Below are 18,254 nucleotides of genomic sequence, written 5' to 3'. Positions count from 1 at the left end.
TCCAGCATGACGTGATGATGGTCCTCTGCGCCCCTTACAGGGGCGTACGGCCGGAGCCGAATGGAGCGAGTGACATCGAGGGGTGGTCCCAACGGCCACCACCCGATGATTTACAGAACCTGTCTCAAAGCTTGATTGCGATGGCTGACTTCAGGTCCGTTATCTGCCGGACCTTCCTCAAGACATCCGTCTTGAGCTCATCGTCAAGCTCGAGGATCATCATAGCCGGTCCCCTGGTCTGAGCCCTTGCGACTTCCATGCTGGCTATGTTGACATCGTTGTCTCCGAGTATGGACCCTACCTTGCCTATCATTCCGGGCTTGTCCATGTGCTCGATCAGCAGGAAATATCCCTCGGGGACGATGTCCACGGGGCTGCCATTTACTTCGACTATCCTAGCGCCTCTGTCAGTGGTCAGGGTGCCTGCGGTCGAGACCTTGTCGCCGTTCGTCTGGAGTGAGACACGTATCAGGTTGCCGAACCTGCCCGCCTCCTCCGATGTGGACGAGACGATGTCGATCCCGCGGGCCTTCGCCATGGCGAACGCGTTGATGTAGTTGACATTGAACTCCTCAGAGAGCGGTTTCAGCAGGCCCGTGATGACGCTTGCCGAGACGATCCTGATGTCCTTCCTAGCCAGGTTTCCCATGCAGAGGATCTCGATCCTCCCAGCGCTGCACTTCCCGAGCTGTGATGCGAACGTGCCCAGCTTCTCGGCAAGCGGCATGTATGGCACGAGCTCCGGATCCAGCCTCGCTGGCAGGTTGACCGCATTCTTCAGAACGCTGTCCTTCAGGTATGCTATGACCTGTTCCGCGATCTCCGAGCCCACCTCCTCCTGGGCCTCGTTCGTCGTCGCTCCCAGGTGCGGTGTGAGCACTAAGTTCTGTAGCGTTAGCAGCTTCGAGCCACTCGGCGGCTCGTTGGCGTAAACGTCCAGCGCGGCTGCCGCGATCTTGTTCTGGGCCAGCGCTTCTGCGAGCGCATCCTCGTTGACGACCCCGCCCCTGGCGCAGTTTATCAGCATGGCGGTCTTCTTCATCATGGCGAGCTCGTTCTTCCCTATCATGTCCTTCGTCTGAGGTGTCAGAGGGGTGTGGAGCGTGATGAAATCCGAATCCTGAAGCAGCCTGTCGAGAGTGAGCAGTCTTACATGCAGTTTCGCGCCGACCTCAGGGGATACAAGGGGGTCGTATGCGATCACAATCATGCCGAGGGTCTGGGCCTTCTTTGCGACTTCCTGACCGACCCTGCCCAGGCCAATGATTCCTAGGGTCTTTCCCTGTACCTGGACGCCCTTCATTTCCTTTCTCTTCCACTCGCCCTTCTTCATGGAGGCGTCCGCTTGGGCGATTCTCCGAGCGAGTGCGAATATCAGGCCGACAGTCAGCTCTGCCGTGGATATGACGTTCCCTGACGGCGCGTTCATGACGAGCACGCCCCTCTCGGTCGCTGCGTCGACATCGATGTTGTCCACGCCGATTCCAGCCCTGCCGATGATCTTCAGCTTGGACGCCTCTATGATCTTGCGAGTAGCCTTAGTGGCGCTCCTGACAAGCAGCACGTCGTAATCCTTGATGATCTTGACCAGCTCATCCTCTTTGAGCCCGGTCCTGACATCGACCTTGTATCCCTGTGCCTTCAGCATCTCCACGCCGCTCTTCGAGATCTCGTCCGCGACGAGCACCTTCACCTGGCTCACCACTCCGCATCACCACTTTGTTCGGCTCAACTGGGACGGTGCACCGGACATATCAATCTGTTGCAGTCTCCGCCTGGCAACGTCCCTTTCTGTGCTACGAGCAGAAGAGACATGGTCTGAGGCGTGTTCAGACGAACGGCTAAATACCATCCAAATCGTACATATCCCGATACGCGATGCCCATCTCAAAGCGCAACTTGCCTGTAACGTGCACCATCGAGGAAGCCTTCGAGTACGTGGCAGACTGGAGCAACTTCAAGAATTTCATGCCCATGTTCGTGGACATCAAACCCGTCAGCATGGTTGCATATGGTCCTGGGACATCTCTCGAGACCGTCATGGTGGTATCTAAGACTGAGATCGTGTCGACCTTGGACTTGGTGGAGTTCGTCAAGAATAAGCGGATCCTGTTCAGGGCGACGCGCGGCATCAAATCGAAGCTCTCATGGGACTTCTTCCAGCTGCCCGACAAGGTGCTGATAACCTATTCTTTCGAGTACGAAATCCCGGACGGCTTGGTCCGCAGAGACTCTGAGAAGGATGCCATCGAAAAAGAGCTCGACGGGTACGCTAGCCAGACCATGGAATTACTGAAGTGGATGCTCGAGTCGCAGTCCGCCGTCAGAAAGACCTGACAATATCACTTCTCGGGCGGCAGCATGTTCGGTATGCCGTCCTCGATGGGATAGTCCACCTTGCACTTAGGGCATCTGATCGCGCCCTCCACAACTTCCTTGTCATCCTCCCGCTTGACCGTGAGCTCGAGTGGGTGCGTCTTGCAGACGGGGCACGCTAGAATGTCCATCAGCTTCCTCTTCATTATCCTACCGCCCGTGAATGGGATGCTTCAGTAATAAGCCTTTCACGGTTCTCCCCCCAAGGATTATTACCGACAAGGCGCATTGCACTGGCATGCGCGTAGGGGTCATCGGCGTCGGCTCCATGGGCCAGAACCATGCGCGGATACTTGCCGAGAAAGGTCTCTTGGATTGCGTATCCGACATCGTTCCTGAGATTTCGAAGACGGTGGCTGAGAAGCACTCCATCAAGCATTTCCTGGGCTACCAAGAGCTGCTGAAGACTGGAGTGGATGCCGTCATTATCGTCACCCCCACGGGCACGCACGAGAAGATCGCCCAGGAGGCCATTCGCGCCGGGAAGCATGTCCTGCTTGAGAAGCCGATGACCGGCAGCTCTGAGAAACTCAAGGAGCTGGTGGACCTTGCTAAGAAGAACAAGGTCGTCCTTGCCGGAGGCTTCACTGAGAGATACAACCCTGTTGTCTCCTTTGTGAAGCAGAGCCTCAATTCCGGGATTTTCGGCGAGCTAATCACGGCCGCAACGAGGCGCGTCTCATCGATGCCGTCCAGGATACGCGACGTGGGGGTCATAATGGACCTCGGAGTCCACGACATCGATGTCGTCCAGCACGTAGTGGGCAGGCCTGCGAAATCCGTCTATGCTCTAGGAGGTCATGGCAAAGGCGTCAAGTACGAGGACCATGCGAACATACTTATCGATTTCGAAGGTGGGACGACGGGATTCATCGAGGTGAACTGGCTGACTCCGATGAAGGTACGAAAACTCGCTCTCACTTGCAGCAAGAACTTCGTGGAGGCGGATTACATGGACCAGGCGGCGCTCGTGTGCTCATCGACCTTCAAGCAGTTCGACAGCGGCAACCTGTTCAATGTGCCGCTCGAGTTCGACCTGCGAAGAATAGCTCTGAAGAAGGAGGAGCCCCTAAAGAGGGAGCTGGCAGACTTCATTGCCGCTATAGAAGACGGAAAGGAGCCCTTGGTAGCGGGGGAGACGGCGATCGAGACATTGAAGATTGCAGAGGCGGCCTTGGAGTCCATGAGATCCGGAAAGAAGGTCAAGATCGAGTGATTGCTAGTTCCGTCCCGGAAAGTTAGATATCCTCTCTGCATGATTGACTTGTCCATGAAGGTATTGGTCACGGGCAGCTCTGGGCAGCTCGGTTCCTATGTCTCGGAGCTGCTTGTGCCGAGTCACAGGATTGTGGGTATGGACATAAGGCCGCAGCCATTCGAGTCGCTCAAGGGGATCTCGATCAATGGGGACATAACGGAACCTGCGGACGTGCGGAACGCGATCAGCGGTGTGGACGCCGTGATCCACTGCGCCGCCCAGGTAAGTGTCGAAAAGTCTCTCGAGGACCCTCTCTCGGACGCCCGCACGAACGTTCTCGGCACCGTGAACCTGCTCCATGAGAGCGTTTCGGCCGGCGTCAAGAGGTTCATCTATGTCAGTTCGGCGGCCGTCTTCGGACCGCCAAAATACATACCAATAGACGAGAGCCATCCGACGCTGCCTATCAGCAACTATGGTGCAAGCAAGCTGGCGGGCGAGAAGTACACGCTCGCCTACGCCAAAACCAGCTCGATGGAGGTGGCCTCGGTCAGGCCCTTCAATTTCTACTCAGTGAGAGCAGACCCTCAGAGCCCATACTCGGGCGTGATCACGAAGTTCATCGCTCGCCTCAAGGCTGGGAAGGCTCCGATCATAGAAGGCGACGGGAGACAGACAAGAGACTTCATACACGCGCGCGATGTGGCCTCGATGCTCAAGCTCGTTCTCGAGAAGAAGGACCTGAATGGCGAATTGTTCAACTGCGGTAGCGGCCTGTCGACGAGCGTCCTCGACCTGGCGCAGAAGGCGATCGCAGCATCTGGCCTTCCGCTGAAGCCGGAGTTCACTTCTCCGAGGGTGGGCGACATCAAGGAGAGCATGTCGAACAACGCGAAGGTGCGGGGAGTGCTCGGGTTCAAGGTTAGGATATCGCTCCAAGAAGGTCTTGCAGAGCTCATGAGATGACTTTCTTGCCAACTCCGCGATAGACGATGCCCGCCTTGTGCATCTTCTCTGGCGAGAACAGATTCCGGCCGTCGACCACCACGGCCGATCTCATCAACTTCTTGAGCGTCGGGGCAGACAACTTCTGATACGCTTTGTGCGACACCATGAATACGGCGAGGTCCGCCCCTGAGACGGCTTTCTTGGCATCCTTCGTTATCCTGACACCGGCGATCTCATCGAGATACGGATCGTGGACCCGGAGCTCCCTCGCGCATTTGAGCGATTCGATGACTGGTATGGACGGTGAGTTCCTGGGGTCTCCCGAATCCTGCAGGAAAGACGCTCCCATGACGGCGACAACGGATTCATCTAGATTCCGGCCAGCTGCTTCCATTGCCTCAGACGCGAGGTCGAGAACATGATATGGCATCGAGTCGTTGACCGCTCTCGCCGTGGGAATGAGGCACGGGTTGGCCGTTTTCCCGCTCTGAGCCAGGAGCCAAGGGTCCTTCGGAAGGCAGTGGCCGCCGACACCTGCCCCGGGGATGTGCATGTCCCTGAAGGGACATGTGTTCACTAGCCTCCTCACCTCGAATGCGTCGGCTCCGAGCTTCTCCGATATCAGAGCGACCTCGTTCGCGAAGGCGATCTGCACGTCCCTGTATGCGTTCTCAGCGGTCTTCACTATCTCCGCCGTCGTGAGGTCCGTCGTGTGCAGCTTGCCCTTTGTGAGTTTCGAGTAGATTGCGACTGCCCTCCGCAGGCTTTCCTTGTCGAGTCCACCTATGACTCTGTCGTAGTTGGTGATGTTGTACAGAAGCCTGCCCGGCATGACCCTCTCCGGGCAGTGGGCCAGTTTGAAGTCGCGGTCCAGCTTGAGCCCGCTCTCGCGTTCCAGCGCTTTCGCGACCAGGCCTAGCATCGTCCCCGGCGCCAGGGTCGATTCCACCACGACCATTGCGCCCTTCCGCATGTTCTTCCCTATGCCGACGAGAGCCGTGCTGAGCCTCGAATAGTCAGGCCTCTTGTCGGCATCGATGGGCGTGTCGACGCAGATGAAGATGACCGTGCGGTCCTTGCAGGAGCCGTAGGAGGTCGTTGCCCTGAGCTTGCCCTTCTTGACGACCTTCGAAAGCATCTCCGCGAGTCCGGGCTCGTCCCCCTTTAGAGGTAGTTTGCCTGCGTTTATGAGGGCGACCCTGTCCTGGAGGACATCGATGCCCACGACATCACACCCCTTGCTCGCCAGAAGTGCGGAAAGGGGTATCCCGACATATCCAAGGCCGATGACAGCCGCCTTCTCCTGGACCATCGCCAGCCGATTGGATGCGAGGTGTATAAGGCTTTGCCAAGTGAGAGAGTATTGAAAAAGTAAATGGTTGGAAGGGGTTTACTCCGGCTTCTGTCCTGCTCGTCGCCGTCTACGGTGTCTTTGGCGTCTCTGGCGCTGGCGGGACCGGCTCAGGCTTCGGGGCCTTCGGTGCATCCATCCTGCCCTTCAGGAAGGGCATCACGATGAGCAGCAGGATCATGACGATGATCAACACCAGTATGGTGAAGTCACTCGCGCTCATGCCTGCGACGCTCCTGTCCCAGCCGCTGTTCCTAGCGTTCACAGTCACTGCTGTGTAGTCGTCGGAGAGCCACACATTGTTCGTCCCGTCGTAGAGACTGGCGCCGATTCCCACGCTCGCAGTCGGCGTGTCAGTGGGCATCTTGATGTTTACCTTTCCCGTTGGCTCAGTCACAAGCACGCTGACACCGATTGGGTTGTAGGACATCCAGATCTGCAGTCTGTACAACGGCAGCTGGTCAAGCGCGTACGCGCCGATGCTGTAATGCACGGTGACCGTGTCACCCGGCTTGAAGGCGCCGTCAGCGTACTTCGACTTCTCGACCCAGATCTTCAGCTCATATTCGTTCAGGAGCTGAACGTCCGCGCTGGCCTCAGCGTACCCTCCGTCCGTAGTCGTCATCCACATCCTGGCGTGGAGCTCGGTCGGAGCATTCATGTCAGGCACGGCGAACTGGAACGATCCAGAGGTCGCATACGCGGGCGTTCCTGTAGCCACCTTGACATCGTTCTCGTCGACTATTTCGTAGATGAGCGTGCCAGAGGCGACGCTCGTCACGATCTGCCAGCTGAATGTCACGGCGTCCCCAGGTCTGTACTCCAGCTTGTCGGCCGTGAGCACGAGGCTGGCCAGAATGACATCCGCATCGTCATATCCCATTATGGGGACGTCGTTGTACCAGGCGAACGCGTTGACGCTCACCCAGCCGTAGTATCCGGCAGGCAGTTCAGCTGTGACCGTGGTCTCCGTCGTGCTGGAGAATTCCAGCAAGCCCAGTCCCGTGTCGATCTCATATCCTATCGTCGGGAGGGTGATCACCTGGTTGTTCCAGATCGCTTTGAAGGTCGCAGTGACCGTGTCGCCGCTGGTGTAGTACTCCTTGTTCAGCCTCACATCGATGTAGCCATCCGAGTCCACCTGGAATACCGTCTCGCGCGCTGTCGAGACTCCCACCTTGCTTATGGTGGCCTTGACGATGTAGCTGCCCTTGGCGGCTGAGTCAGCCAGCTTGAATGTGTGCACTATCCGGCCCTGCTGGTCAGTCGTCAGGTTGCTGATTCCATAGGAAGTGGCCGATGTGCCGTTTACAAACACGGCTATTTCGACGTTCGCTCCAGGCAGGTCGTTCCCGCCGACATCTGCATTGACCGTTACGACTACCGTGTCTCCCGGAACGTAGTCAGTTTCGTCCACGGCTACCGTTCCGGTGAGAATCCCGAAATGCAGTGTGACCATGTCCTCGGCGCTTCTCGTCGATTCGTTGGCCCAGTATGTTATCTCAACGTCCTCGTAGAGGGAGATGTCGGTCGGAATTGTGAACTCCTGGACGCCGGACGCTCCTAGGAGTGTATCGTTGTCCCAGGAGTCGTTCCCAGACGAGTTCAGCCAGTGTGCGCTGTATGTGACCGTAACTCCGGTCTCCATCAGGAAAGAGGCGATGTCTATCGTCTCATACTGTATCTTCGCGGTCTCTCCCGCGAGGTACCAGTATCTGTCAGCATCTGCGTTGAACACGTACTTCTGCACGTCAAAGTCGATCTGGTACCAAGGCAGGTACGGCGACGCCTTGTCCTTGACATACATCGTGTAAGAGCCATCCTTCATATCGGTTGGTATCTGGAAGGTCTTGCTCCAGTATCCGGCGGGGGCCCCCTGGTCGGTCCAGTTCATCACGATCGCCCCTGACACGTTCTGCGTCTCAACGAAGAAGAAGTCGGACGTGTAGGTCGTCACCACCTTGGCGGTGACGGTCTGGCCGGGGTAGTAAGGAATCGTCCATGGATCAGGATCCAAGGTCAATCCTTCCTTCATCACGACCACGGACTTCCTTGCGATCTCCTGGTTGCCTCCGCCGTCGTAGACAACGACGACATCATATGCAGTGGAGTCTCCGGTGAATCCGGAGCCCGTCCAGAGGCCGACCGTCGTGCTGTTGTACCATCCAAGGTCCGGTGTGTTGGTCGAGGCATGGAAGTGCCAAACGATACCACCAGCAGTGGAGACAAGTCTCACCTGAATCGGCACGTTCGCCAAGTCTCCTCGGTACTCCGCCATGACGTTCACATAAACATACTCACCCTGGACAAACGTGCTCTTAGCAGTGCTCGCATTGTCCGTCGTCTTCACACTGCCTGTATAGTCGATTGCCGCGTTTGTAGGAACGGCGGCAAAAACCATAGCAAGCAGACCTAGCGCCAGCGCTATACTTAGAATCCTATTTCTCATAGGCTTTCCCATCCTGACCCATTAATGGCCTAGTATATATATAACTTTTTGTACATTATTCACTGGCAATGCATAACAGCAGACAAGTTATTTAGCCTGGAACAAATCGCGCTAGGCCACTCACGCGTGCGCGAATCTTCGGGAAGAAGCGATGAAGACATCACTCCTCGATATGGTGATGCTCCTCAGGTTCCCTGTGCCCGGCGGTGGACCTCATCTCCGCCAGGTTCTCCGGGCTGAACGGGGACATCGCTCTCAGCTTCTTGATGATCCCCGGAAGGACCTCGAGCACGTAGTCGATATCCTCGGACGTGTTCGAACGTCCGAGAGTGAACTGAACTGCGCTCTGTGCTTCCTCTGTCGGGATCTCGCACGCTAGCAGCACGTGCGACGGGAGGAGGCTCTTCGATGTGCATGGCGAGCTTGATGAGACGGATATCCCTGCCATGTCGAGGTTCAGGAGCATCGATTCACCTTCGACGTATCTGAACCTGAAGTTAGCGTTGTTCGGTAGGCGCTTTGTCGGATGGCCGTTCAGGAAGGAATCCACGATTCCGTTGAGGACCCCTTTGATCAGCTTATTCCGTAGTCCGATGAGTCGCTGGGACTCGACATCCGTCTCTGCCTTCGCGATCTCGGCAGCTTTGCCGAACCCGACGATGGCCGGGATGTCCTCTGAGCCGGACCTCAGACCCCGCTCCTGTCCGCCGCCTTGGTTCACGGCCTCGACGCGCGTGCCGTCCTTAACGTACAGTGCGCCCGCACCTCTCGGACCGTACATGTCGTTTGAGGAAATGCTGAGGAGGTCGACCTTCAGCTTTTGAACGTCGATCGGGACCTTTCCAGCGGCTGCGACCGCGTCCACGTGAAAGAAGATGTCCTTCTGTTCCAGTACCTCTGCGATCTCCTCGATCGGCTGGAGCGTGCCTATCTCGTTGTTGGCGAACATGATTGTAGCGAGTATCGTGTCCTTTCTGATCGCCTTCTCGAACTCCGCGAGTTCGATGAAGCCGTCGTTCGTGGGCTTGACGTAGGTGATCTCGAAGCCGTTCTTCTCAAGGTGCTTCATGATGTTCAGGATGGAGATGTGCTCGACAGAGGAGGTTACGATGTGCTTCCCCTCGCCCTTCATCCTCATGGCCACTCCCTTGACCCCTATGTTGCTCGCCTCGGTGCCACCAGAGGTGAATATGATCTCCTCCTTGCGCTTGGCGTTCAACAGACTGGCGACCCTGGTCCGCGCCTCCTCAAGGGCCTTCTTGGGCTCCCTGCCGGCATTGTGAAGCGACGATGGGTTCCCGAACTTGTCGGAGAAATAGGGCATCATATCCTGCAGCACGCGCTCGTCCACTGGCGAGGCTGCTGAGTAGTCCATGTACACTCTCTTCTTGGCTCCGCTCATCTGTAACGTCATCGCATCACTCCTCCTGGAAACGGAGACTAATGGTCGGCGCTTCCTAAAAACTTAGCACCGCGTCGTATTCGAGGACGAGGTCGTTCAGAGTGGCTGCCCCCACGACCTTTGCCGGGTCATCGAACTCCTCGGGCGATCCCTTGAGACCGAGCATCTGGCAGCTCTGGCCGCACACGAGCATCTTCACGCCCTCCTTGGCGGCTTGGTCCATGACCTGCTTCACCGTCGGGAAAGACCCGAGCTTGATCTTCTCCGCGTTGCCCTTCATGACGGCCGTGACCCCCTTCCCGAGGAAGTAGACGGTCGCATCTATTCCCATCGCTCTCGCAGTCGTCGCCAATATGAACGGCGCATACAACCTCTCCGGAGTGTCAGTGCCTGAGGTCTGAACGTACAGTATCTTCTTCGCCAATCCTCTCACCTCTATTATGCCTTCCTTCTGATCAGGAACCTGAAACCGCCCTCGACCTTCTCGATCGATATCAGTTCGTGCCCTGCGTGCTTCGCCCAGCTCCTGATGTCTGATTCCGAAGCCGGGTCGTCTGCCAGGACCTCCAGGATCTGTCCAGGGGATATCGAGGAGATCTCCTCGCGGGTTCTGAACACCGGCTCGGGACAATATAGGCCGATGCAGTCGATGGTCTTGGCGGGTTGGGGGAATGGATCGCCTTTGTCGACCAAGTTACGGACCTCCTGTAGTCGTCCCGGCAGACGATGGTGTCATAACAACGGCGTTTAGGGATGGACTATCGGTGGATAACCCTTGTGCCTTTTCTTTGTGAAGTCGGTTCAAAGCCGTTTGAGGGTGGTCCTACCCAGGCGGCCGGCAAAGCGTTTCGTGCCGAATCCTATTGCTTTTCTCGAGTAGTTCTTGGGGACCTCGTCTGACTGCGAGCTCGCAAGCGCCTTGACCGCAGCTATGCCCGAAGGTGTGGCGCGTTCTCCTGGAGAGTCGCCTGGCACATGGCTCAACCCCCGAAGAAGGATGGAGGCTGCAGGCGCTGGTATGCGCACCGCACCATGACTCATAACCACGATCCCTCTGCCAGCGGCGATGGTCGAGCAGATGAACCCGTCTGCCCCCATCTCCTGCAGTTTCGTCGAGAGGAATCCTATCCCGGCCATGTTGAGGAGCGCCTGTGGCCTCCCGATCTCGTGCAGGTGCACTTGCCTTGCCGGCGCGCCGTGGGCCTCCGCCTCCGCGTCGAAGATGATCTGCAGGATCGCCCTGCCGACAGGAGATTCGGAGCCAAGCTCCCTCTCGATGGCGGCGAGCCTCGAAAAACATTCATCATACGATGCGCCGTAGTGCGCCGGCTCGGGCTGGAGGTATGATATGCCCAGGCCGATCTGCCCTTCCTCATCTACCTGGAGCAGACGGAACTCCAATCCCACGCTCTCAGATGCATCCTCAAACCGTGCGGAGACCTTCTCAATCGTTGGGGGATCAAGCAGCCCTATCATGGCGGCCAGGAGCATGTCTCCTGAGAGTCCTTCCGTCGCATCGATGAATATCATCTAGAACACCAATCGGCGGACGTGGGATAATCCTCTCGGTCCGAGGCTACTTAGGCTTTGCGTCCTGGGGCTTCGCCTTTAGCTTCCTTGTCTTGGTCTTCTTGGGAGGCGCCTGAGCTGGGGGCGGCTCTGGTTCAGCCTGAGCCTCCTTCGCTTCCTCCTCGGTAGACGGATCAGCGACAGGTGTTGGTGTCGTCGGCTCAGGCTCCACGGCAATCTCCTCGACAGGCTTCTCCTCTTGAGGTGGTGATGGAGTCGGTTGAGGCTTCGATTGGACCTTCACGGCCTCTGCGATTTTGCCGAAAATAGAAGATATCCTGTCGGTCACGGCCGAGACATCCTCCTTCCCTCTGCTCTGCCAGTCCTCTTCAGCCTTCGGGGCCTCGAGTCCTTCCGATGGGGAAGGCATCTGGGCGGCCGCGGTGGCAATCTCATCTAGGCTGTACGCCGTCTCCTCATGCTGCGAAGCCCTGGCCTCGTCATCTTCACTGAAGCTAATTCCGCATTCAGGGCACTTGATGGAGTCTGGGCTCACCAATGACCCGCAGATCGGGCACTGGAAGCTTGTATCGCCAGAGAATCTCTCCCCGCACTTGGGGCACTTCTCCTCGCTCCCGTCGAGCATCCAGGCGCACTTCGGGCAGCTGAACCTCTTGTCGTCCTGTTTGACGGACATCGATTCAAGCTTGATGATCTCAATAAGCAGGGAGTCTATGCTGTCGTCTCCGCCTCTGGCCTCCGTCTTCTCTTTGAACTCACCGTAGTTGATATGGCATGCTTGGCATGACTTAGCCCCCCTCTCGGCCAATTCACCACAGAACGGGCACTCGAACCTGGTCTCCGTGTTGAAAGCGTTCCCGCAGCGTGGGCAGGCCTCTTCGCCAGAGCTCACCCTGTATCCGCAGGCCGGACATCCAAACATCTTGTCCTTGTTCCTCGCCATTACCCTACGCCAACCATGGTATGTGTCTACCTCGCAGAAAATTGTTTCCATATATGAATTAGTGTCCTTACCACAGAAGATGCTGTCGAGGGGAGTCAGAAAGTCATATAATGTAACAGAGGCATCCGTCGCTCCATCTCTTGTGCTGGGGGAGTGTCTTCGATGGGATGCTCCAGAGACGGCACCAGGGACTAGTCTTGGGAGGCTTGAACATCAAGATTCTTACGCTCTTCGGGACATCTCTTGCTGTCCTCCTTTTCGCCGCAATGTTCGCGCCTGCTCTGTGCCCCGCGCTCTGGGAGGTGCCCGACCCCCGGAGGAAGGCGAGCGCCCTCGCCGCCGGCGACCCTGTCGCCGTCATATCACCTCTCCCGGACGAGGTGTCCAACGGGACGTGGTGGAATCTGAACGCGAGCGGATCTTCGGATTCTGACGGAATGATAACAAACTTCACGTGGTCCATCACGGTGGCTGGGATCACATCGCATCTCTACGGTCAAAGGGAGGATTTCAAGTTCAGGACCCTGGGCCTGTACAAGATCGTGTTGACCGTGAGAGACAACGACAACAAGACCGCATCGGCTTTCACCGCGGTCTACTCGATCATCGATTTGGACAGTGACGGCATGCCGGATTGGTGGGAGATCAAGTACTTCCTGTTCTTGAGCGAAAGCGGAAGCGAAGATTACGATTGGGACGGATACACGAACCTCCAGGAATACGCCTCACAAACGGACCCGACCGCGAAGGACCCACAGCCAGGCCTTGTCCAGTATGTGAAGGATAACTGGCTCTACCTCGCGATCATCGCAGCGGTGATCGTCGGCGCCATACTCGTCATCATGCCGAGGATGAAGAGAAAGCGGGAGCAAGATGAGAAGACGAAGATCGAGTTCGCAATCGAGATCGAGAAGGCCCTGCAGGGCGAGAAATGAGCGCTTCCGTTTCCATTGACGGTTTCTCTGGAGCTGGAATTCGGTTAGAGCGTGAGCAGGATCACGATCGCCCCAACAGCAACGCAATAGACGCCGAAGATCCAGAGCTTCCCTCTTCTGACGGCCTTCAGGAGAAAGTCGATCGAAACGATGCCGGTCCCGAAGGCTGTGACCAATCCAATGGCCCCGGTTGCGAGGTCGGCGTCGAACCTATCCAAAGTCAACATGCCGTATGCGAACGCCCCCAGCAGTGTCGGGACCGAGAGCAGGAACGCGAACACCGCTGCGGTCTCTCGCTCCAAACCTCTGATCATCCCCCCTCCAATGGTCGACCCGCTCCTCGAGATACCTGGGATGATGGCCACCGCCTGGAACAGACCGATGACCACCGCATCGAGCAGCTTGGCGGTCTTCCGCGTGCCATTCGAGCCGATCCTCTCGAACAGGAAAAGCATCGCGGCGTTCACTATCATCGCGAACCCCACGAGGCGGATGTCGAATAATCCCTCAATTCTGTTCGAGAACAGGACTCCGGCGACTGCCGCAGGGATTGAGCCCAGGATCAGCAGGAGCCCGAGCGTGTGCAGCACCTCCTCCTGGGCGTCCCTAGCCGCCCTCCGCATGGACAATGATCTGATGACCCTCCATAGCTCCAGCCGGAAGAAGACGCAGACTGCCAGCAGCGTCCCCAGATGAACCACGAGGTCGAACACGAGGTTCTCTCCTGCGGGGAGCCCGAGCAGCTCCTCAGAGATCACGAGGTGGCCCGAGCTGGAGACTGGCAGCCATTCCGTGAGCCCTTGCACTATCCCTAGGACAAGCGCCTGGAGTGCGTCCATTGCGTGCCTGACATGCTTCGGGGCTATTCAAGGTTGTTCAGATGTCCCTGGCGAGTCCCAGGTACGAAAAATCAAAATCGGTAATGAAGCCACAACCTATTTATTGCGTGGAAAGGCTAGCATGCCACACTACTGGGACCGAAGGCCGAGTATTGCACGGTCCTACAGGTCAGAAGAAGGTCCTGCATGCGGTCATTGATGTTGCTGTCGATAGTCGCAGTGATCTCCGTGTTGCTCGGTGGGGTGCCACAGTCGAGCCCGGACGATCCGTCCAACGAATCGCCTGCGAATTCAGCGATTCTGAACGTCACTGACGGCGGCGCTAACATGGTCGTGGAGACAGACGGTCTTGAGGCTGTCCAGAGGGTGTCGGACTTTGCGCTCATGCACGGCATCAAGGTGCTGTTCTCGGACGATTCTTCCGGGATAATGACCGTAGGCTCGGCCGGTATGGACGACCGGCTTGTGAGTTCTCTTGCCGAGGTCCCGGGCGTGCTGAGCATCTCGTCCGAGGTCAAGGTCCATTCCCTGTTCACACCGAACGACCCCAGTATCTCCCTTCGCCAATGGGGCCTCGATACGGTCAACGCATTCGAGGCATGGGACATCACGCGTGGCACGCACGATGTCGTGGTCGGAGTACTGGACACAGGGATCGACTGGAACCACCCGGACATCGCGGCGAACATGTGGAACGATTCCGAAGGCTATCATGGCTACAATTTCATCGCAGGCAACCGGATACCGATGGATGACAACACGAACGGATACGACGACCTCGGAAAGTACGTTGCCAACACCTACACATATCATGGGACTCATGTGGCGGGCGTCATTGGCGCGGTCGCCAACAACAACATCGGCATTGCAGGAATGGCACAGGTGTTGCTGATGGCCGTGAAAGTGATGAACGATTCTGGCGAGGGCACGGACTCCACGGTGGCCAGCGGCATCAGATGGGCTGTGGACCACGGAGCTGATGTCGTCACGATGAGTCTCGGAGTGGACGGCGCGTCCACCGTTCTTCGGAACGCCATCAACTACGCAACCGGCAACGGCGTCGTCACAGTCGCCGCTTCTGGGAACAGCGGCTCGAGCTATATCAGCTACCCAGCGGCGTATCCGAGCGTGATAGCGGTAGGCGCGATCGACAGCACGAACAGACGGGCCAGCTTCAGCAACTTCGGGGACGGACTTGATGTCATGGCCCCAGGCGTCGGGATATATTCGACTCGGGGCGGAGGGGATGGATACCATGATCTATCTGGCACATCGACAGCCGCGCCGTACGTCGCGGGCGTCGTCGCGCTCATGCTCTCCGTTAACCCGGCGCTCACCACCGCCGAGGTAGGCAGTGTCATCAACTCCACTGCATCGGACATTTCTATGACGGGCTACGACACCGCGACCGGCTGGGGAATCGTGGACGCATTCACCGCTGTCAACCAGATAGCCGGTCCCACGATTACGATAACGGTCAGCCCCGACTATGTTCCGCTCAACGGCACATTCTCTATCTCCTGGCTCGTGAGCGGAGGACGCCCCGGAGCGATATCGCGCACTTACCTGACATGGGGGTTGTCATCGGGCAGCCTGACCCAGACATCTCCTGATTTCAGTGGCACCACGTGGGCCAGGTTCACCGTGAACGACATCAAGGCGCCTGGGTACAACTCGACGATCTACATGAAGGCCTACGCAGTCGTGGACGGGTCCCTTTACGAGTCTGCCATGCTCGACATCCCGGTCCACGAGGCTCCCCCCGATGGCGTATTCGCCCAGTTCCTCAAGGATGTCCAGAACTTCATATTCAACGACCTGGGCGTATTCAACTTCCTGTTGTTGCTCTTGGTGCTGATCGCCGTTCCAGCGATAGTCATCGCCGCGCGGCCAAAGAGACGGCGAGCTCAGGTGAAGCATGTCGCCCCTCAGACCTATTTTCAGCCGATACAGCCTGCCTCGACCGCTCAGTATCTGCCGCCACCTCCTCCTCCGCCACCGAGGTTCGAAGCGTATGTCGATCTGCTCGGCCATGATGTGATGCCGCCTGTTCTCAAGGTCGTCGAGGGGACCAAGGTCGTCTGGGTCAACCGAGCCTGGGCTCCTCCACCCGGTATCGCGATAAGGAGCGGCAAGTTGGACCAGGCGGGCGAGCACCCGGACGGGATGTTCCAGAGCGGGCTGCTGATCGCCCCTGGGGACTACTGGAGCGCGACCTTCCACATGGTGGGTGAGTATCAGTACTATCTGACGGGCGTCTGGAAGACCGCGAGAATCATCGTGGAGCCATACAGACCCGGCGTGACATACCGCGCCCAAGCCTCTTGAGGATGGGTTCCCAGGCTGAGAATAGAGCTTGAAAATAAGAAGATCTTGAGGAGCGGCGAGCCCGCGAGGCGGTCCAACCAGCTCGTGCGGACATCACGAAGATGGTCCGTTCGCGAACGTCACCATCGGATCGCTCCGGTGTCGATCTACCGCACGCCTGTCCATGCCTCTTTCGGTTTCCGCTCCTCAAATGTTTCACTTGTGTCCATTGGCATTCCCGTGGCTCTGGCTCTCGAGGTTACCCTGGTTCGGCTTCTCGGTCATCTTGTCGAGATTCTCGTTAAGCTTCGCCAGAGAGTTCTGGAGTCCATGGTTCGGATCCGCATGCGCGTTCGCATGGGTGTCGGCGATTGAGTTAGCGTGCTTGGCGATGTTGCGCTCGTGCACTTCAATCGCGCGTTCGAGTCCGTGTGCCTTGGCGTCACCCGTTCCATTATTGTTGCCATTGCCGTTACCATTGCCGTTGCCGTTCCCGTTGTTGCCTGGTCCTATGTCATTAGCAGGCTCCTCGGGTTCGGTAGGTGTGGTCTGGCTGTCACTGGACGAAGCCGGCACATCAGAAATTGTAGTCACGGGGGTCACTGGAGTTCTATGAGGCCGCTGGACCATGTCCGTCGGATTCGTCGTCACGTTCGGCTTGTCATTGCCGGTCAACGACACAATCGTTGCCGCGCCCACTATTAGCACGGCAGCCACGAGGGCCAATGCGAGCAGCCTCTTGTTTATCTTAATCACAATCACCTCCTCTCTTGGTGCATCCCATCGAGCTGAGTCTGTACTATTGCAAACTCGTGTATTTAATGGGCTAGGGAAATGTCGCGCGTCTGACAGCAGCTATTCTCGTCAGACATCGCTGTCAGACGCAGAATAACAAATGAAACGCACCAAAAACAGCTGAATTCCACTGCTCGAGAACGCACGGCGACTGCGTGTTTGGGGCCGTCTCAAAGCATCATCTCTGCCGTCGGGGCGCGCGGAATCCCGCCTATGCAAGTCACCACGGATGCGTACCCGTCATAGAGCGCGGCCGCATGCTCCTCAAGAAGGTGTCCGCTTTGGGCGAACGCCCTGATCTGGTTGTAGAACGCGTTCATCACGTTAAGGCACACTTCGAGAGAGGCGTTGTCATACTGCGCCTGAGCCGCGCGCAACTTCGCCATCAGTCCGTTCCCAGATTGTCCAGGCAGCTCGGTGGCCGCCTGGACGAGGGGCGCGAGATCGATCGGCCTGCAGTACTTGGGCTTCTGGATCGGAGGTGCGCCAAACGCCTCTACCGTGGTGGTAAGCTTTCCGTCGCTCCACCCTGATATGACGAACACGGTTCCGTTGGAGAGCACAGCGTAGCCGTGCCCTCCTCTCGAATTGTTCATCGGCTGCGAGCTCACCCAGGTCATGTTCGACGGATTGAATATCTCAGTCGTTTTGGTGGTCCCTAGATTGCTGTACGATCCGGCCGCCATGATCGCCCCACTTGCTATCTTTGTCAAGGAAAAGCTGGACCTGGCGACGGACATGTTCCCGGCCGAGGTCCACGAATTCGACGCGAGGTCGTAGAGCTCGGCTGATCTGAGGGGCGAACCTGAGAGAAGTCCTCCTGCCGCCAGGACCTTTCCATCGTCCATCATGGCCGAGGCTGCATAGTATCTCTTCACGGACATTGGAGCGACTCCTCCCCAGGAGTTCGTGGTCGGATCGTACCTCTCGCTGGTCCCGCTGAAGTCGCCGTTCACCGCGAGGACTCTGCCGTCTGCTAGCTTCTCGAATGTGAAGAACCCCCTTGGATTTGCCATCGCACCCGCCGGGAGCCACTTGTTCTGGGCTGGGTCGTACATCTCGGCCTGCTTCCACGTGCCCGAAATCCAGTCGGAGCCGCCCACCACGAGAACTTTTCCGTCCGTAAGGAGTATCGCCGCATGGCCGGACCTGGGGAAGGTCATGCTCGGCGCTGTGATCGC

Annotated in this window: 16 protein-coding genes and 1 pseudogene; 5 read left to right on the top strand and 12 right to left on the bottom strand. The window is 57.7% G+C overall.

Going from position 1 to position 18,254, the window contains the following annotated elements; translation table 11 throughout:
* Positions 1-124 precede the first annotated feature (124 nt).
* Positions 125-1,702: a phosphoglycerate dehydrogenase gene (serA, locus tag KJ653_07265; GenBank protein MBU0685624.1), complete on the bottom strand. Its 1,578-nt coding sequence runs from the start codon at positions 1,700-1,702 to the stop codon at positions 125-127.
* A 176-nt stretch (positions 1,703-1,878) separates the two neighbouring features.
* Between serA and KJ653_07260 the strand changes: the two genes are divergently transcribed.
* A complete protein-coding gene (locus KJ653_07260; GenBank protein MBU0685623.1) occupies positions 1,879-2,337 on the top strand; it encodes an SRPBCC family protein in 459 nt (152 codons plus the stop codon).
* 5 nt (positions 2,338-2,342) lie between these two features.
* Here KJ653_07260 and KJ653_07255 read toward each other — a convergent pair whose 3' ends face one another.
* Positions 2,343-2,522 (bottom strand): methytransferase partner Trm112, encoded by a 180-nt coding sequence (locus KJ653_07255; protein MBU0685622.1) that lies wholly within the window; start codon positions 2,520-2,522, stop codon positions 2,343-2,345.
* Positions 2,523-2,614: 92 nt separating this feature from the next.
* On the opposite strand from KJ653_07255, the gene KJ653_07250 reads away from it, so the two are divergent.
* Positions 2,615-3,592: a Gfo/Idh/MocA family oxidoreductase gene (locus tag KJ653_07250; protein ID MBU0685621.1), complete on the top strand. Its 978-nt coding sequence runs from the start codon at positions 2,615-2,617 to the stop codon at positions 3,590-3,592.
* A gap of 54 nt (positions 3,593-3,646) precedes the next feature.
* The gene (locus tag KJ653_07245) at positions 3,647-4,540 is read left to right on the top strand and encodes an NAD-dependent epimerase/dehydratase family protein (GenBank protein MBU0685620.1); all 894 of its coding nucleotides are present in this window, start codon (positions 3,647-3,649) and stop codon (positions 4,538-4,540) included.
* Here the strand turns inward: KJ653_07245 and KJ653_07240 are convergent.
* The 7 genes from KJ653_07240 to KJ653_07210 all read right to left on the bottom strand — a co-directional run bounded on the left by KJ653_07240 (position 4,530) and on the right by KJ653_07210 (position 12,197).
* Positions 4,530-5,834 carry a nucleotide sugar dehydrogenase gene (locus KJ653_07240; protein MBU0685619.1) on the bottom strand — a complete coding sequence of 435 codons (1,305 nt, stop codon included), beginning with the start codon at positions 5,832-5,834 and terminating at the stop codon, positions 4,530-4,532. The genes KJ653_07245 and KJ653_07240 overlap by 11 nt on opposite strands.
* Before the next feature lie 109 nt (positions 5,835-5,943).
* Positions 5,944-8,334, bottom strand: coding sequence for a hypothetical protein (locus KJ653_07235; GenBank protein ID MBU0685618.1), 2,391 nt, complete (start codon positions 8,332-8,334; stop codon positions 5,944-5,946).
* A 148-nt stretch (positions 8,335-8,482) separates the two neighbouring features.
* Positions 8,483-9,724 carry a cysteine desulfurase gene (locus tag KJ653_07230; GenBank protein MBU0685617.1) on the bottom strand — a complete coding sequence of 414 codons (1,242 nt, stop codon included), beginning with the start codon at positions 9,722-9,724 and terminating at the stop codon, positions 8,483-8,485.
* 55 nt (positions 9,725-9,779) lie between these two features.
* On the bottom strand, positions 9,780-10,148 hold the full coding sequence (locus tag KJ653_07225; protein ID MBU0685616.1) for a DsrE family protein: 369 nt from the start codon (positions 10,146-10,148) through the stop codon (positions 9,780-9,782).
* A gap of 14 nt (positions 10,149-10,162) precedes the next feature.
* Positions 10,163-10,417: a sulfurtransferase TusA family protein gene (locus tag KJ653_07220; protein ID MBU0685615.1), complete on the bottom strand. Its 255-nt coding sequence runs from the start codon at positions 10,415-10,417 to the stop codon at positions 10,163-10,165.
* A 108-nt stretch (positions 10,418-10,525) separates the two neighbouring features.
* Positions 10,526-11,254 (bottom strand): DUF111 family protein, encoded by a 729-nt coding sequence (locus KJ653_07215; protein MBU0685614.1) that lies wholly within the window; start codon positions 11,252-11,254, stop codon positions 10,526-10,528.
* A 46-nt stretch (positions 11,255-11,300) separates the two neighbouring features.
* Positions 11,301-12,197, bottom strand: coding sequence for a class I tRNA ligase family protein (locus tag KJ653_07210; GenBank protein ID MBU0685613.1), 897 nt, complete (start codon positions 12,195-12,197; stop codon positions 11,301-11,303).
* Positions 12,198-12,364: 167 nt separating this feature from the next.
* Between KJ653_07210 and KJ653_07205 the strand changes: the two genes are divergently transcribed.
* Positions 12,365-13,132 (top strand): PKD domain-containing protein, encoded by a 768-nt coding sequence (locus KJ653_07205; protein ID MBU0685612.1) that lies wholly within the window; start codon positions 12,365-12,367, stop codon positions 13,130-13,132.
* Positions 13,133-13,176: 44 nt separating this feature from the next.
* On the opposite strand, the gene KJ653_07200 is transcribed toward KJ653_07205, so the two are convergent.
* Complete coding sequence (locus KJ653_07200) at positions 13,177-13,971, bottom strand: undecaprenyl-diphosphate phosphatase (GenBank protein ID MBU0685611.1); 795 nt, start codon at positions 13,969-13,971, stop codon at positions 13,177-13,179.
* A 198-nt stretch (positions 13,972-14,169) separates the two neighbouring features.
* Between KJ653_07200 and KJ653_07195 the strand changes: the two genes are divergently transcribed.
* Positions 14,170-16,299: a S8 family serine peptidase gene (locus KJ653_07195; protein ID MBU0685610.1), complete on the top strand. Its 2,130-nt coding sequence runs from the start codon at positions 14,170-14,172 to the stop codon at positions 16,297-16,299.
* Between the two features lie 420 nt (positions 16,300-16,719).
* Here KJ653_07195 and KJ653_07190 read toward each other — a convergent pair.
* Positions 16,720-16,809, bottom strand: a pseudogene (locus KJ653_07190) (tetratricopeptide repeat protein).
* Between the two features lie 434 nt (positions 16,810-17,243).
* Positions 17,244-18,254, bottom strand: a 1,011-nt coding sequence (locus KJ653_07185) for a hypothetical protein (GenBank protein ID MBU0685609.1), incomplete at its 5' end; no start/stop codon positions are given.

This window comes from Candidatus Thermoplasmatota archaeon, from assembly GCA_018814355.1.
In the GTDB taxonomy this organism is placed as follows: Archaea; Thermoplasmatota; Thermoplasmata; order UBA10834; family UBA10834; genus COMBO-56-21.
This window is presented reverse-complemented; position numbering and strand designations above follow the sequence as displayed.

What these genes read in the sequence shown, in the direction of transcription:
- KJ653_07250 (MBU0685621.1), top strand. Translation starts at nt 2,615, where the DNA reads ATGCGCGTAGGGGTCATCGGCGTCGGCTCCATGGGCCAGAACCATGCG.
- KJ653_07195 (MBU0685610.1), top strand. Translation starts at nt 14,170, where the DNA reads ATGTTGCTGTCGATAGTCGCAGTGATCTCCGTGTTGCTCGGTGGGGTG.
- KJ653_07260 (MBU0685623.1), top strand. Translation starts at nt 1,879, where the DNA reads ATGCCCATCTCAAAGCGCAACTTGCCTGTAACGTGCACCATCGAGGAA.
- KJ653_07245 (MBU0685620.1), top strand. Translation starts at nt 3,647, where the DNA reads ATGAAGGTATTGGTCACGGGCAGCTCTGGGCAGCTCGGTTCCTATGTC.
- KJ653_07240 (MBU0685619.1), bottom strand. Translation starts at nt 5,834, where the DNA reads ATGGTCCAGGAGAAGGCGGCTGTCATCGGCCTTGGATATGTCGGGATA.
- KJ653_07235 (MBU0685618.1), bottom strand. Translation starts at nt 8,334, where the DNA reads ATGGGAAAGCCTATGAGAAATAGGATTCTAAGTATAGCGCTGGCGCTA.
- KJ653_07255 (MBU0685622.1), bottom strand. Translation starts at nt 2,522, where the DNA reads ATGAAGAGGAAGCTGATGGACATTCTAGCGTGCCCCGTCTGCAAGACG.
- KJ653_07200 (MBU0685611.1), bottom strand. Translation starts at nt 13,971, where the DNA reads ATGGACGCACTCCAGGCGCTTGTCCTAGGGATAGTGCAAGGGCTCACG.
- KJ653_07215 (MBU0685614.1), bottom strand. Translation starts at nt 11,254, where the DNA reads ATGATATTCATCGATGCGACGGAAGGACTCTCAGGAGACATGCTCCTG.
- KJ653_07205 (MBU0685612.1), top strand. Translation starts at nt 12,365, where the DNA reads ATGCTCCAGAGACGGCACCAGGGACTAGTCTTGGGAGGCTTGAACATC.
- KJ653_07210 (MBU0685613.1), bottom strand. Translation starts at nt 12,197, where the DNA reads ATGGCGAGGAACAAGGACAAGATGTTTGGATGTCCGGCCTGCGGATAC.
- KJ653_07230 (MBU0685617.1), bottom strand. Translation starts at nt 9,724, where the DNA reads ATGAGCGGAGCCAAGAAGAGAGTGTACATGGACTACTCAGCAGCCTCG.